Below are 12975 nucleotides of genomic sequence, written 5' to 3'. Positions count from 1 at the left end.
CTAGCATGGAAGATCAGGGCGATAAGAGCCTCTATATCGAGGAGCAACGCGACTGGCTGATCCGGTGGCGCGAGCAGACCGGCACGGCCTGGGACAAGATTGCGAAGAAGACCGGGCTGCCCAAGGGCACGATCAGCGTCTTCGCCAGTGCATCGGGCTACAACGGCAAAAAGCAGAGCAGCGAGTATCCGATTGCGCAGAAGATCGAGCGTATGCGCCATTCGATGGCGCAGCAGGCGGCGATTTCCGACGAGGTTCCGGACGTGCCGGAGTTCTTCCGCACCGAAACGAGCGACGCGCTCGAGCGGATGCTGGGCTTTGCGCAGCACGGCATGAGCGTTGCGGCAGCGCTTGAGGCCGGATGCGGCAAATCGACCGCCGCGCAGCACTATCAGCAGGTGTTTCCGAACGTGTTCTACGTGGAGCTCTGCAAGTCGGCCTCGGGCATGAACAACATGATCCGGATGCTGCTCGAAGCCATGGGCATCAAGGATGCGCCGAGCGGCACCTTCGCGATGTCGAACATGGTGCGCGAGCAGCTGCGCAAGGTGGACAAGCCGCTGATCATCTTCGACGAAGCGCAGCACCTGGGCGAGGACAGCCTTGAGGAAATCCGCAGCTGGAATGACCGTGATCATGTCGGCATCGCGTTCTTCGGCAACGTGGGCATCCTGCAGAAGCTGGCGAAGTATCCGCAGCTGTGGAGCCGGCTGGAGCTGAAGATCCAGCGGCGGCTGCCGACGATCGGCGATATCGATGCGCTGGCCGATGCGTGGCACATCGTGGACCCGGCGATCCGCAAGGAACTCCACAGCATCTGCGGGCGGCTTGGCGGCCTGCGCAACGGGACCAAGGTGCTGCGCCTGGCGCGGATGATGGCTGCGGCCGAAGGCACTCCTATGGGCATCGATCATCTGGCGGACGCATGGTCGGAACTCGACGTGCGCATGGTGGCGGCATGAGCAACTCGGTGAGGAAGGACGCAATCGGTGCGATCCACGCCGTACATGCCGCATTCTGTGCGCCCGGCGACTATGGCTACGACGATCCCAAGGGCAAAGCGCTCTCGGGTCTTTACAGCCTCTACAACAAGCTCTGCGCGATGGCGTTGATCGCCAAGCTGCCTGACGATGATCCAGACAAGACGCTGGAGCAGCGTTTGGCCGAGTGCCTTGCCGCAGCAATCGACACACCGCTCCTTCGGCTCAATGACGTCTCCAGCGGCGAAGAGGATGGGATCGCTCTCTACCTTGGCTCGTTCAAGCCGGAGATTTGCGAGTGCGCGGCGCTCCTTCTTGAGGAGGCAGGGCTGTGATCAGCACGATCCGCGAAGCGCTCGAAGCCGCGCGCGAGCTGGGCATCAATCCGGTGGCCGATTTCCTCTTCGTCGCGAACGCGGCAGTGTGGGGCACGGTGCTGGCGTTGCTGTGGGGAGGGCTGCTCTCGTGAACGCACCATCTCCGATCAATCTCTTCGTCAACCGCGAAAACACCGCGCGGGCGGTCGCCTATGTCGGGCCGAGCATCGAAGGCAGGCCCCGGCCGCGCTGGATCTCGCCGGATGTGGTGATCAACGTCGCGGCCGCGCTCTACTCGATCGAGGTCAACGAGCTGCTCTCGCGCCGGCGCAATACGCGCTTCGAGGAAGCGCGGGCGCTGGTCGTGTGGTGCCTGTGGACCATCCCCACCGAGCCGATGTCCTACGTCCAGATCGGGCGCCACATGGACGGGCGCGACCACACCGGCGTCACGAACCTGCATATCAAGGCGATCGCGCTTCGGCTTTGCGAGGGGTTCTTCGCCGACTGCTGCACCGCGATGCGGCGGTACTTCATCCTGACCAACGGAGGCGCACATGAACGCGCTTAGCCACGTGCCGGCCGTGCCGGCGAAGTTCGACCGCGTCTCGCAGCGGCGCCGCGCAATGATCGCGATGATCCATGTCGCGCGGAAGGACCTGCGGATGGTCGACGCCGACTATCGCCAAGCGCTGTTCGAACGCACCGGGCAACTGGAGACCAACAAGTGCACCGATGCCCAGCTGGGCACGATGGTGGACTGGCTCAAATCGAAGGGCTTCCGCGCGATCCCGAAGAAGAAGACGGCGCAGCATCCCATGGCCCGCAAGGCCCGCGCGATGTGGATCTCGCTCTATCAGCTCGGCGCCGTCCACAACGCCTCTGACGAGGCGCTGGAGGCCTTCGCCAAGCGCCAGATCAAGTGCGAGAAACTGGTCTGGGCGCGCCAGTCGGACGCACGGTCGCTGATCGAGGCGCTCAAGGCCATGGCCACGCGCCATGGCTGGCCGCAGCCCAACCTGCCGCCGATCCAGCTGCAGGCGTCGCTGTGCGAGGCGATCCTGGTGAAGCTGAAGGACAAGGGCATCGCGCCGGCCGACTGGTCGATCCACGATGCCCAGCACAAGCTCTGCGGGATCGAGAAGCGCGAGGCATGGACGGCGGACGACTATCAGCGTCTCGCTGAGGCACTGGGGCGGAAGCTGCGCGAGGCCGGGCCGGTGGAGGCGCGCCATGGCTAAGGTCGTTACTGCCTTTGCGGACAACAGCGGCGCCATCCACTCGGCGCCGATCGACGCCATCCTTGTCGACCTGACGGCGGTGCTCGGCAGGATCGGCGCCGAAGGTGGCCTCACCACCGGGCTTGCCCAGATCATCCTGGAGAAGCGGACCGAGATCGAAGCGATCTTTGCCGACTTCGACGCGATGACGGCCGCGACGGGGGACCGGCCATGAAGAACTTCTGTCCGAAGCCGCGCCTGACGCCTGTGGCGCTTGCGACCCGCTGCATCATGGTTGGCGCACTGCTGTTCTGGCTGAGCGTCGGCGCTGCGGTCATGTGGCTCTGCATCGGCGGGACGGCGAAGTGAACCTGCAGGTCGCCTCTCCTTCCGGTACCGGCTCGCGGGTACTGGATGATCTCGTCGACGTGATCGGCGAGGAGGCGGCCTGCAAGCTTGCCTTCCGGTTCCGGGGCCTGCGGCTCTACATCCCCAAGGATCCGGCCAGTGATCCGCGCATTGCCGAGACGATCGGCGATGAACTGGCGGTTCGGCTGTGCGATGCTCTCTACCGCACAACCATCCCCATGCCCGTGCGCGAAGTCGAGCGGCGCATGGTGCACAGCCTTGCCGCGCAGGGCATGACGCGTCAGGCCATCGCCGAGAGATTGCATATTACCGAGCGGCAGGTGTATCGCCTGCTCGAGTCCGCCGCGCCGGCCGTGCGCCGCGCCCGCCGCGCTCGCCCTGTCGACCCGCGCCAGATCGACATGTTCTGACAGCCTTGCTGTCGGTGGACATATAACGCGGCGAGCGCCCGCCACCCTATCCGGGCGGCATGCAAAGCGCTTCTCCAGCCACCAACGCCAGCCTCGACGAAATCATCGTCGTGCAGGGATACTCCGACCGCTACGCAGCTGCCGTGCGGGAACTGCTCGACATCGAGGGCGGCCACGTCAACGATCCGGTCGATCGCGGGGGCGAGACGAAATACGGCGTATCGCTCCGCTTCCTTGCCGCAGAGGGCGCCTTTGACGAGGACGGCGACGGCAAGGCCGATTTCGACCTGGACTTCGACGGCGATATCGACGGCGCCGATATCCGCGCCCTGACAGTCGGCGATGCGATCTACCTCTACCACCGGTGCTTCTGGCTGACGCTAGAGGCCGACAGCTTCCCGGCTCCGGTGGGCGAGATGCTGTTCGATCAGGCCGTCAACGGCGGCGCCCTGGCCGCCCGCAAACTGCTGCAGCGCGCGATCAACAACTGCCTGCTCCTGATGCCGGCGAGCAAGATTTCCGTCGGTCTGCTCAAGGTGGACGGCGTGATCGGGGAGAAGACGCGCAAGGCGATGCGCGAGGTCCTGCTGTTCAACAGTCTGGCCATGCCAGCGCTGGTGACGGCGTACCGCGATGCGGTGCGCGAGCGGTACCGGGCAATCGTTCGCCGCTTCCCCGCGCAGAAGCGGTTTGAGCGGGGCTGGCTTGCCCGCGCTGAAAGGCTGGGCCGCGCATGACCGAACCACTTCAGACCGTCAGCCCCGACCAGCTGGGCGAGCGCGCGCAGCCCAGTGATGACCTCTTCGCCCTGGTCTTTGCGCCGGGTGGCCCAATTCAGAAACTGGCCTTCAACAAGCTGCTGGGCAAATTGATTGCGGCTAACCTGACCAAGGCGACCAAGGCGTTGCTGGATACCGATCTGGCGCATGCGGCGGACGAGGTCGCGCTCGTTTTCAATGATCCAACGTCGTCTCTCAACGGCTGGTACCGCAAGACGGGCATAAGTGGCGCAGGCGCGTGGGAGCAGTTTGATACTCTGTCGCTTGCGGCAAAGGTCGCGGCAGAGACTGCGGCCACTGCATCAGAGGCATCTCGTGTGCGTTCGGGCAATGCATTGCCATTCCCGACCTGGGCTGCGCTGTCGGCGGCGACTGGTATGGTCTCCGGTGACCGTGCGCGCGTGAGGGCAAGCGACACTGGCACGCATACCGATCCTGTCGTGGGAGGCACCGTCAAGAACGCCGGAGACTACACTTATTCAGCTAGTCCGGCGGGGTGGCAGCGTACTGGCGATCTGGACAGTCAAACGGCAAGCGATCTTGTCGGCGCAGTTTCCGGCATCGTAGTGAATATCGAAACCGATGCCTTTGCCATGGCTGTGGTCGACAATGATGGCTTCCTCATCGAGCTACTCGGCAACGATTTCCTGCGCCAATCGCCCAACCAGACCTATCTGCTCGATCTGATCAGCCATGTGACTATCGAGACCGATGCCTTCGCATACGCCAAGGTCGACAAGGATGGCTTCCTGATCGACCTCCACGATGGCGTCGCGTGGAAGAGCATGACGGATGCCTTGGGCGCGACCACGGCAACAGATCCCACAATCTACATTCCCGCCGGCGATTACCTTGCAGCGATGGTCTATGGGCAGTCGGTTTTCCGCGGCTTCGATACGACGGCCATCAGCACCGGGACCTATTCCGGCGGCGGACTGCTGATGTTCAACGCAGGTATGGCCGGTTTCGATTACTCGGTCTCGACCAACCTCGCCTCGCTGGTCGCGGCGCGCGAGTCCGGCGTGGAAAGCGCCGGACGTGGAGTCGGCGAAGCCTTTGCCCAGTTCTTCGCGAGCGAGGCCGGCTACGCGATGACGGATGATGGGGTGAACCTCATCCTTTCGGTCGCTGCGGAAGGCGGCAAAAGCGCCTCCGAACTCTCGGACGGAGGAACCTGGTTCCCTCGGTTAAAGTCCGCGATCGACGCGATCGACACGCTCGCGCGTGCCGGTGCCAAGGTGCCCGACGTGGTGCATCTGGTCTATTGCCAAGGTGAGCAGGACATCGCCAACGGAACTGCGCCGACGCTGTGGTATTCGCAGATCGAGAACGGGATACGAAAGCCGTTCGAAGCATACTGCCAGGCGAGATTTGGCCGGAAGACGGGCGTCAAGATCATCATGACGCAGGTCGCCAGCCACCAGTACTACAACGTTGCGGACCCGGCGATCGCGCGACAGGCGCTGGCGATCTGCAACAGCGATGCGAACTATGTTCTCGCCGGGGCGATGTACCAGTACGACTACGGCGCCAACGGGGTCGGCTCGCACCTGCTTAGTGCGACTGATGTTAAGTTGGCGGGCGCGATGGCAGGGCGGGCGCTGCAACGCACGGCGCGGGGCGTCAGGCACAAGTGGATCAACCCGCTTCGTGCCTGGCAGGATGGCCCGCGCACCGTGGCGATCGAGTATGACGTTCCGGTCGGGCCTCTGGTGATCGATACGGTGAATGTCAGCGATCCCGGCCAGCGAGGTTTCAATCTGTACTCGGGCTCGACCGAAGTACCGATCTCTGCGGTATCGATCGTCGGCCTGCGCCGCCGAACGGTTTTACTCACGACGAGTAGCGACATTCCGGCGGGCGCAATTCGTGTCGACTATGCGCACAAGGGGGGTGCAAGCGGAAGTCCTGCCGGCCGCGTTACCGGCTCGCGCGGATGCCTGCGCGACAGCGATCCCGCTGTCTTTGATCCCTCGGGGATCAACAAGCCGCTCTTCAACTGGGCACCCATCCACCGCATCACTGTAGGGTAAGATCATGGCACTGTTGCAGACTTTGAAGGGCGTTACTGCACCGGCAGGTTCGCCCTATTATGGCGAGAGCTGGCCGAATATCGGCGGCAATTCTCTGTATGGTGCGTTCTTCTTCGGGAACGGCCAGAAGATGGCCGACAGCGCGCACTACGACTACAGCTTCCACAGCCGCAAGCGCACCCAGACCGGCGCACCGACGCTGGGCAGCGGCTTCGCCACGCCGGACGCGACCAACTACTACGAAACGCCATTCACTGACACCGAGCTCCTCGCGGCCGGAACGGCGAACGAGTGGACCTTCTGCGGCGTTGCGCGAGGGAACGGTGCGGCGAATGGCTCGCTGTTCTCTGCGGAGCATCCCAGCGATCTTTCGGGCTTTCGCGCGTGGATTTCCACAAGCGGATCGTTCTCTCCCCACCAGTATGACGCCGACGGTCCGACCGGCAGCGCCAATCCGATAATCGCCGGGGCGGCAAACGCCTGGACGTTCTTTGCGGTCTCCTACAGTGCGGCCCAGGTGAAGTCATACCGCAGGAGCGCCGCCACTGCGATGCTCACCGCCACGGCCACGCCTTCGCCGGCAGTGATCCTGCCCTCGGGCAAATTGTTCATGATGGGGCGGCGGACGCCGAACACCAGCGATGCGGGCGGCATCAGCATCTGCAGCGAGGCCTTTTACAACCGCGTCATGACCGCTGGCGAGATCGACACGATCTACGCCAAGGTCAAGGCGTTCCTGGCTGCGCAGGGCTACGCGTTCGCGATCTAGGAGCGGTATGTGATTTATCCCTTGTCCGCCCCGAAGTTTGCCATTGGATGGTTGCCTGCGCTTACGGTTGCGTCGGTAGCGGATCCGGCGCCGCGACTTGCCGACGCGTTCGTCGTGCCGATCGGCGGGGTATCCATCCCGCTCGCCACATGTGTGCTCGGCGCGCTCGGTGTGATCCTAGCTCGCCCTCTGGCGCGGCGACAGGAAAGTACGCTGCAGCTCCCGCTGTTCCTCGTTGTTTCGGCGATCATGCTCCTGACCGTCGAAATCTGGATCATCGACAGCCGGCCGCCGGCGCTCTTCGCCTTCGTAATTGCGATCGGGCTCGGCTTCTCGGGTTTCTCCCTCATCGAGCTCGTGGGCAGCCAGGTGCGCGAGTTTGCCGCGCGCCTCATCACGGCGCTTTCCAACAAGGACCGTACACCATGAGCGAAAGCTGGCTCGAGCTGGCCATCATCGGCTTCATCATCGCCGGCATTGCCGTCGCCATTTTCAAGGGCGGCGCGGCCAACCCGGAAACGACCGGCTCGCTCGGGCGGCAGGTGCGCGAGGTCAAGAGCAAGGTCGGCATCCTGACCGGCAAAGTCGACGAGATCGAGCGACAGGTGGTGGGCCTCGAGAGCAGCTCGGCCAAATCGTTCGACCTGCAGCGCATGGAGCGCGACGTGGCCGAGCTCAAGCGCGAGGTCGGCAATCTGCGCGAAAGCGTGGCCGCCCAGCATGCCGACATCGAGCACACGCGCCGCCAGGTCGACCGGCTCTACGACTTCATCGTTGAAAGGGGCATGAGCAAGTGAGCATCTCCCAGGACTTCGCGGCCGTGCACGATGGCCATGTCCGCCTCGCTATCCTCCGGCTGCTGGATGAGCAGCCGGGCTACTGCGCCAACGACAGCGTGCTCCATGATGCGGTCAATGCCGTGGGCCTTAGCGCCACGCGATCGCAGATCCGCGGGCATGTCGAATGGCTGCAGGAACAGCGCCTGGTGACGTACCAGGCGGCGGGCAGCGGTCTCCTCGTTGTCACCCTGTCCGAGCGCGGCAGCGACGTGGCGAAGGGCCGGTCGGTGATTGCGGGTGTGCAGCGCCCGAGCCCGAGCCGCTGAGGCGCCTACCATGGGCCTCTCACCCGCCGCTGCCAAGGCGCGCCGCAAGCGGACGCCTTCGACGATCGACCGGCTCGATCCGGAAATCCGCGAGCTGATCAGCAAGCTGCGGATCGATCAGGGCTGGACGATCGACGAGATCCGCGAGCAGCTGGTCAAGCTCGGCCAGGGCCATGTCAGCCGTTCGGCGCTCGGCCGGCATGTCCGCTCGATTGAGGATGTGAGCGCGGATCTGCGCGAGACGCGGATCTATGCCGAAGCGATCGCGAAGGAAGCGGGCGGCGCCGATCAGAGCAGGATGCTCGACCTCAATTCGCAGCTGCTGCAGGCGAACATGTTCAAGCTGATGCTGGCGGCCAAGGACGGCGAAGGCATCCAGCTGGGGCCGAAGGACGCCAAGGACTTCGCCGACGCGCTCCGCTCGATCGCGCTCACCCGCAAGACGGACATGGACCTGATCGAGAAGGCCGAGAAGCGCGCGGCGGAGAAGGCGACGAGAGAGGCGGCTGAGAAGGCAGTCAGCGCGGCGCGGACCAAGGGCCTGTCGCGCGATACCGTCGAGGCGATCCGCTACGCGGTGCTGGGGAGTGACGGGTGATGGCGCGCAAGCCTTCGCAGAAGCTCGTGCGCTTCAAGATGTCGGCGGACGGCGAAATCGTCGGCCTGCTCAAGGATCTAGCCCCGGTGGGCGAGGACGCGGTGCTTTCCAGCCTGATCGGTTGGCGCGACGGGCAGGGCAATCCGCGCCGAGCGCGCGCCACCTATGACAATGGATGGACGGTCGAGCTGTTCTTTACTCAGCCTCGCGGTGGGAAAATCAGGCTTTCGTCCTACCGGGTGAACTGGCGCGGGACGATCAAAGGCAAGGCGGCATGAGCTCGCCCAGCTGCACCGACTGCGTGCACCTGCAGGGCAAGGTCCAGTGCGGCCGCCCTGTGGCGAGCAACTGGAACCCGGCACGCAACCAGCGCCGATCGCGTGTCGCGACGTCGATCGAGATGGAGCGCACCGATCGCAAGGTGCTCGGCAGCAAGCGCGTTCGCTGCGGCACAGCCGGCATCTACTTCGAGCCGAAGGGCCCGCCGATCGGCGGCATGTCTGGCAGGTTCATCATCGACGAGGCGGCGGGCTTCGCGCGCGTTCACGATACCATCGGCGACAGTGACTGGGACGATGGGGCGTGACCAAGCTGCTCTCTCCCGTTCTGGCAGAGGTTTCGCCGGGCTATGTCCAATGGTTTTGCCCCGGTTGCCGGGAAACGCACCATATCCCGGTAGCCAGTGTTCACAACCCGGGCCAGAACTGGCGTTGGGACGGCAACCCTGATGTGCCGACTTTCGAGCCGAGCGTCCTGGTCCGCGGCGGCCACTTCGCACCGAACTGGAAACAGGGCGAGCCCTGCTGGTGCACTCCAAATCCCAGCGAAGAGGACTGGGGCTTTCGCTGCAGGCAATGCCATTGCTATGTCCGCAGCGGCAAGATCGAGTTCCTAGCTGATTGCTCGCACGAACTGGCCGGCCAGATCGTCGATATGGTGCCGCTCGCGGAGAGGGCGCAATGAAACTCTCTCCCGAAGACCAGGCGAAACGCGATGCGCTGATCCGGGCGCGCGAGATCCAGGGCGATCGCGCGGCTTCGGAAAACGCGATCATGCGCCTGCCCAAGGGAGACCTGCTGCTCGGCTACCAGCAGCGCGCGGTGAACATGCTGTTCGCCGGTACCGCGCTGCTGGTGATCGAGAAGTCCCGCCGCATCGGGCTCACGTGGGGGATGGGTGCCTACGCCGCGCTCAAGGCCGCGAGCTCGGTCGACGCCGGCGGCCAGAACGTCTGGTACATGGGCTACGACAAGGACATGACGCTCGAGTTCATCGAGGTCTGCGCCATGTGGGCCAGGGCGTTCGGCCACGTCGCCGGCGATGTCGAGGAAGAGGAAGTCCTCTACACCGACGACAACGGCAAGGAACAGGGCGTCAAGGCGTTCTCGATCCGCTTTGCATCGGGCTTCCGCATCACGGCGCTGCCCAGTGTGCCGCGTGCCCTGCGCGGCAAGCAGGGCATCGTCATCATCGACGAGGCAGCGTTCCACAAGAACGTGAACGAGGTCATCAAGTCGGCGATGGCGCTGCTGATCTGGGGCGGCCAGGTGGTGGTGATTTCCACGCATGACGGCGTGTCGAACCCGTTCAACGTGCTGCTCGACGAGATCAAGGCGGGCAAGCGCAAGGGCGATACCCTGAAGATCACCTTCAGCGACGCCATGCAGTCCGGCCTCTACGAGCGGGTCAGCCTCGTCGCAAAGACGAAGGGCAACGAGCTGCCGCCCGCAGCCGAGTGGGAAGCCGATATCCGCGCCGCCTATGGTGCGGATGCGGAAGAGGAACTCGACTGCATTCCCAAGATGGGCTCGGGCTCGCTCATCAGCCTTGAGGATATCCTTGCGGCCGAACATGCCGACTGCGGGATCCCGGAGCTTTACCAGGGCGGGCTCTGCTACATGGGCCGCGACGTGGCGCGCCGGCGCGATGGCCAGATCCAGATCGTGGGCGAGCTGCTGGGCGACGTGCTGTGGGAGCGCGACGGATACCGCGAGATCGGCCAGACATTCGCGCATCAGGACGCCTGGTTCGACGCACGCTTCCAGGATCGCCGCATGGTGCAGGCGCGGGTCGACCAGACCGGCATGGGCGAAAAGGTGGTCGAGGACCAGATCCGCAAGCACGGCGCCACCCGCGTTGTCGGCGTGCTGCTGACCGGCCCCAACCGGGTGGACCTTGCCCTTGGTCTCGCCCGGCGCTTCCAGCAGCGCAAGATCCGCACGCGCATAGACCCGGTGACGCGCGCCGACCTGATGGCGATCAAGAAGATCGGGTCGGAAGAGTCGGGCGGCATCCGCATCGTCAACGACGGCACCGTCCACGCCGACGAATTCTGGGCCTATGCCCTGATGAGCCAGGCCTGCGACATGGCGGGCGCGCTCTACGAGTATCGCGGCATCCGCGTGGGCGGCCGTTTCGAGGGCGGGCCGAAGCGCGGGCAGCCCGGCTGGGTTCACCCTGACGATATCGGCCGCGAGACGCGCGGCACCCGCTTTGGCTTTCCGGGAGCTTGGTAATGGAGTTGGAAACAGAGGTCGCGAACGCGATCGGCGCGGTGCAGCAGCTGCTCGAAAAGATCAAGGACACGCCGGGTACGAGTGCGCGTTCGCTTGCAGTCGCGCGGACCCAGTTTGAAACCGCGTTCCTCTGGGTCGCCAACGCGGCAGGCGGCGAGGGCATCTTCGATGGCAAGTAATCCGCCACCGCTGGTCGATCCCTACGGCCGCCCGCTGATCCGCGAGGCGCTTACCCGCGAGATCGCCAAACCCTCGCGCGCCTCGGTTCGCACGATCCAGTCCGGGCATCCGGCACAAGGGCTCGATCCCGGCAAGCTGGGGACGATCCTGCGCGCGGCCGAGGACGGCAACGCGATCGCGTACTTCGAGCTGGCGGAGGAAATGGAGGAGAAGGACCTCCATTATCTGTCGGTGCTGGGCACCCGCAAGCGCGCCGTTTCGCAGCTGCCGATCGAGGTGGAGCCGGCCGACGACAGTGCCCAGGCGAAGGAAGACGCCAAGCTGGTCGAGGACTGGCTCGACCGAGATCTCCTCGAAAGCGAGCTGTTCGACATCCTCGACGCCATCGGCAAGGGCGTGAGCACGGTCGAGCTGATCTGGGAAACCACTTCATCGCAGTGGACACCCAAGCTGCTCAAGTGGCGCGATCCACGCTGGTTTGAGTTCGACCGGACGGACGGCGAGACCCTGCTGCTGCGCGGCGGCGAGGAAGGCATCGGCGAGTCCACACCGCTGCCCGCAGCCAAGTTCATCACGCACTTCCACCCGGCCAAGAGCGGGCTGCCGATCCGCAGCGGCCTCGCCCGCATCGCGGCGTGGGGCTACATGTTCAAGAACTTCGCGATCAAGGACTGGGTGACCTTCCTCGAGGCGTATGGCCATCCGATCCGCATCGGGAAGTATGGCCCGAACGAGAGCGAGGAGAACAAGTCGATCCTCGAGCGGGCGCTCTACCAGCTCGGCTCGGATGCGGCGGCTGCCTTCCCGGAGACCATGTCGGTCGAGTTCGTCGATCGCAAGGCGGGCACCGCGCCCAACGATCTGTGGCGCAGCCATGCCGAGTATTTCGACCTGCAGATCAGCAAGGCTGTGCTCGGGCAGACAAACACCACCGATGCACAGGCGGGCGGGCTCGGCTCCGGCCAGGCCAACGTCCACAACGACGTGCGCGGCGATATCGAGCGGGCCGACGCCAAGCTGCTGGCAGCCACGCTGAACCGGGACCTCGTGGTGCCGCTGGTGATGCTCAACCGCGGCATGCGCGGCAAGTATCCGCGCCTCAAGATCGGCCGGCCCGATCCGGTCGACGTGGACAGCATGGTCAAGTCTGCTTCTGCGCTGGCAGAGATGGGCGTGGAGATCGACGCGGAGGAAGTGCGCGAGCGCGCCGGCCTGCCGGGGGCGAAAGCCGGCGGCAAGATCCTGATGCCTGGAACTGGGATGAAGCCCGATCCGGCACCCGCAGGAGATGCCCCGCAAACGCCCGCTGGAGCGCCTGGAGGCCCTGTCCCCGGCAAAACGGGCGCGGCTATGCTCTCAAGGCCTCTTAAACCCGCTGGCGGGGCAAGCGAGCCCGCTCTCAACAGTGCAAAATCGGGTGGGGCTGATGGCGGTGCCGGCAATGGCGAGCGCGAGCCCGACGCGATCGCACTGACCACGGAGGAAGCGCTGGGCGACTGGGAGGCCCTGATCAACCCGCTGCTCGATCCCGTGGAGACGCTGATCGGTGATTGCGGCGATCTTGGCGAGCTGCAGTCGCGCCTAGTCGACGTGCTTGGCGAGATGGATGTCGACGCCTTCGCCGCCATGCTCGCCAAGGGGCAGTTCGCCGCGCGGATTGCCGGGTTGGCCAGTCCGCAGCCGTCGGGGGAATAGGCTG

General features: G+C 64.9%; 21 protein-coding genes. All 21 read left to right on the top strand.

Annotated features, from left to right (window positions below; genetic code table 11):
- Positions 1–5: 5 nt before the first annotated feature.
- From NDB2M1_RS04365 to NDB2M1_RS04275, 21 genes are read left to right on the top strand one after another with little or no spacing between them, the layout of a single operon-like run.
- Positions 6–962, top strand: a complete 957-nt coding sequence (locus tag NDB2M1_RS04365; protein WP_072379819.1) for an AAA family ATPase — start codon at positions 6–8, stop codon at positions 960–962.
- A gap of 8 nt (positions 963–970) precedes the next feature.
- The gene (locus tag NDB2M1_RS22575) at positions 971–1315 is read left to right on the top strand and encodes a hypothetical protein (RefSeq protein ID WP_171955316.1); all 345 of its coding nucleotides are present in this window, start codon (positions 971–973) and stop codon (positions 1313–1315) included.
- Positions 1312–1449, top strand: a complete 138-nt coding sequence (locus tag NDB2M1_RS22570; RefSeq protein WP_171955315.1) for a hypothetical protein — start codon at positions 1312–1314, stop codon at positions 1447–1449. The genes NDB2M1_RS22575 and NDB2M1_RS22570 overlap by 4 nt, the downstream gene beginning before the upstream one ends.
- A complete protein-coding gene (locus NDB2M1_RS22565; RefSeq protein ID WP_072379815.1) occupies positions 1446–1868 on the top strand; it encodes a helix-turn-helix domain-containing protein in 423 nt (140 codons plus the stop codon). The genes NDB2M1_RS22570 and NDB2M1_RS22565 overlap by 4 nt, the downstream gene beginning before the upstream one ends.
- Positions 1855–2538, top strand: coding sequence for a regulatory protein GemA (locus tag NDB2M1_RS04350; RefSeq protein WP_072379813.1), 684 nt, complete (start codon positions 1855–1857; stop codon positions 2536–2538). The genes NDB2M1_RS22565 and NDB2M1_RS04350 overlap by 14 nt, the downstream gene beginning before the upstream one ends.
- Complete coding sequence (locus NDB2M1_RS04345) at positions 2531–2752, top strand: hypothetical protein (protein ID WP_072379810.1); 222 nt, start codon at positions 2531–2533, stop codon at positions 2750–2752. The genes NDB2M1_RS04350 and NDB2M1_RS04345 overlap by 8 nt, the downstream gene beginning before the upstream one ends.
- Positions 2749–2886 carry a hypothetical protein gene (locus tag NDB2M1_RS22560; protein ID WP_171955314.1) on the top strand — a complete coding sequence of 46 codons (138 nt, stop codon included), beginning with the start codon at positions 2749–2751 and terminating at the stop codon, positions 2884–2886. Before NDB2M1_RS04345 ends, NDB2M1_RS22560 begins: the two co-directional genes overlap by 4 nt.
- Positions 2883–3296, top strand: coding sequence for a helix-turn-helix domain-containing protein (locus NDB2M1_RS04340; RefSeq protein ID WP_072379808.1), 414 nt, complete (start codon positions 2883–2885; stop codon positions 3294–3296). Before NDB2M1_RS22560 ends, NDB2M1_RS04340 begins: the two co-directional genes overlap by 4 nt.
- 59 nt (positions 3297–3355) lie before the next feature.
- On the top strand, positions 3356–4033 hold the full coding sequence (locus NDB2M1_RS04335; RefSeq protein ID WP_072379806.1) for a glycoside hydrolase family 108 protein: 678 nt from the start codon (positions 3356–3358) through the stop codon (positions 4031–4033).
- The gene (locus tag NDB2M1_RS04330) at positions 4030–6108 is read left to right on the top strand and encodes a hypothetical protein (RefSeq protein WP_072379805.1); all 2079 of its coding nucleotides are present in this window, start codon (positions 4030–4032) and stop codon (positions 6106–6108) included. The genes NDB2M1_RS04335 and NDB2M1_RS04330 overlap by 4 nt, the downstream gene beginning before the upstream one ends.
- Before the next feature lie 4 nt (positions 6109–6112).
- Positions 6113–6877, top strand: a complete 765-nt coding sequence (locus NDB2M1_RS04325; RefSeq protein ID WP_072379803.1) for a hypothetical protein — start codon at positions 6113–6115, stop codon at positions 6875–6877.
- A 51-nt stretch (positions 6878–6928) separates the two neighbouring features.
- Positions 6929–7306 carry a hypothetical protein gene (locus NDB2M1_RS04320; protein WP_072379801.1) on the top strand — a complete coding sequence of 126 codons (378 nt, stop codon included), beginning with the start codon at positions 6929–6931 and terminating at the stop codon, positions 7304–7306.
- Complete coding sequence (locus NDB2M1_RS04315) at positions 7303–7674, top strand: hypothetical protein (RefSeq protein ID WP_072379799.1); 372 nt, start codon at positions 7303–7305, stop codon at positions 7672–7674. Before NDB2M1_RS04320 ends, NDB2M1_RS04315 begins: the two co-directional genes overlap by 4 nt.
- Positions 7671–7982: a VpaChn25_0724 family phage protein gene (locus tag NDB2M1_RS04310; protein WP_216233938.1), complete on the top strand. Its 312-nt coding sequence runs from the start codon at positions 7671–7673 to the stop codon at positions 7980–7982. The genes NDB2M1_RS04315 and NDB2M1_RS04310 overlap by 4 nt, the downstream gene beginning before the upstream one ends.
- Positions 7983–7992: 10 nt before the next feature.
- Positions 7993–8580 (top strand): phage protein Gp27 family protein, encoded by a 588-nt coding sequence (locus tag NDB2M1_RS04305; RefSeq protein WP_072379797.1) that lies wholly within the window; start codon positions 7993–7995, stop codon positions 8578–8580.
- Entirely contained in the window at positions 8580–8858 is a 279-nt protein-coding gene (locus NDB2M1_RS04300; RefSeq protein ID WP_072379795.1) for a hypothetical protein, read from the top strand. The genes NDB2M1_RS04305 and NDB2M1_RS04300 overlap by 1 nt, the downstream gene beginning before the upstream one ends.
- The gene (locus tag NDB2M1_RS04295) at positions 8855–9166 is read left to right on the top strand and encodes a hypothetical protein (RefSeq protein WP_072379793.1); all 312 of its coding nucleotides are present in this window, start codon (positions 8855–8857) and stop codon (positions 9164–9166) included. Before NDB2M1_RS04300 ends, NDB2M1_RS04295 begins: the two co-directional genes overlap by 4 nt.
- Positions 9163–9543 carry a ubiquitination-like system serine protease family protein gene (locus tag NDB2M1_RS04290; protein ID WP_072379790.1) on the top strand — a complete coding sequence of 127 codons (381 nt, stop codon included), beginning with the start codon at positions 9163–9165 and terminating at the stop codon, positions 9541–9543. The genes NDB2M1_RS04295 and NDB2M1_RS04290 overlap by 4 nt, the downstream gene beginning before the upstream one ends.
- Positions 9540–11096, top strand: a complete 1557-nt coding sequence (locus NDB2M1_RS04285; RefSeq protein WP_072379788.1) for a terminase large subunit domain-containing protein — start codon at positions 9540–9542, stop codon at positions 11094–11096. The genes NDB2M1_RS04290 and NDB2M1_RS04285 overlap by 4 nt, the downstream gene beginning before the upstream one ends.
- Complete coding sequence (locus NDB2M1_RS04280) at positions 11096–11275, top strand: hypothetical protein (protein ID WP_072379786.1); 180 nt, start codon at positions 11096–11098, stop codon at positions 11273–11275. The genes NDB2M1_RS04285 and NDB2M1_RS04280 overlap by 1 nt, the downstream gene beginning before the upstream one ends.
- Positions 11265–12971, top strand: coding sequence for a DUF935 domain-containing protein (locus NDB2M1_RS04275; RefSeq protein ID WP_072379784.1), 1707 nt, complete (start codon positions 11265–11267; stop codon positions 12969–12971). Before NDB2M1_RS04280 ends, NDB2M1_RS04275 begins: the two co-directional genes overlap by 11 nt.
- The last annotated feature ends 4 nt before the right edge of the window (positions 12972–12975 follow it).

This window comes from Novosphingobium sp. NDB2Meth1 (assembly GCF_900117425.1).
In the GTDB taxonomy this organism is placed as follows: Bacteria; Pseudomonadota; Alphaproteobacteria; order Sphingomonadales; family Sphingomonadaceae; genus Novosphingobium.
The sequence above is the reverse complement of the archived record's forward strand: the minus strand, read 5'-3'. Positions and strand labels throughout refer to the sequence as shown.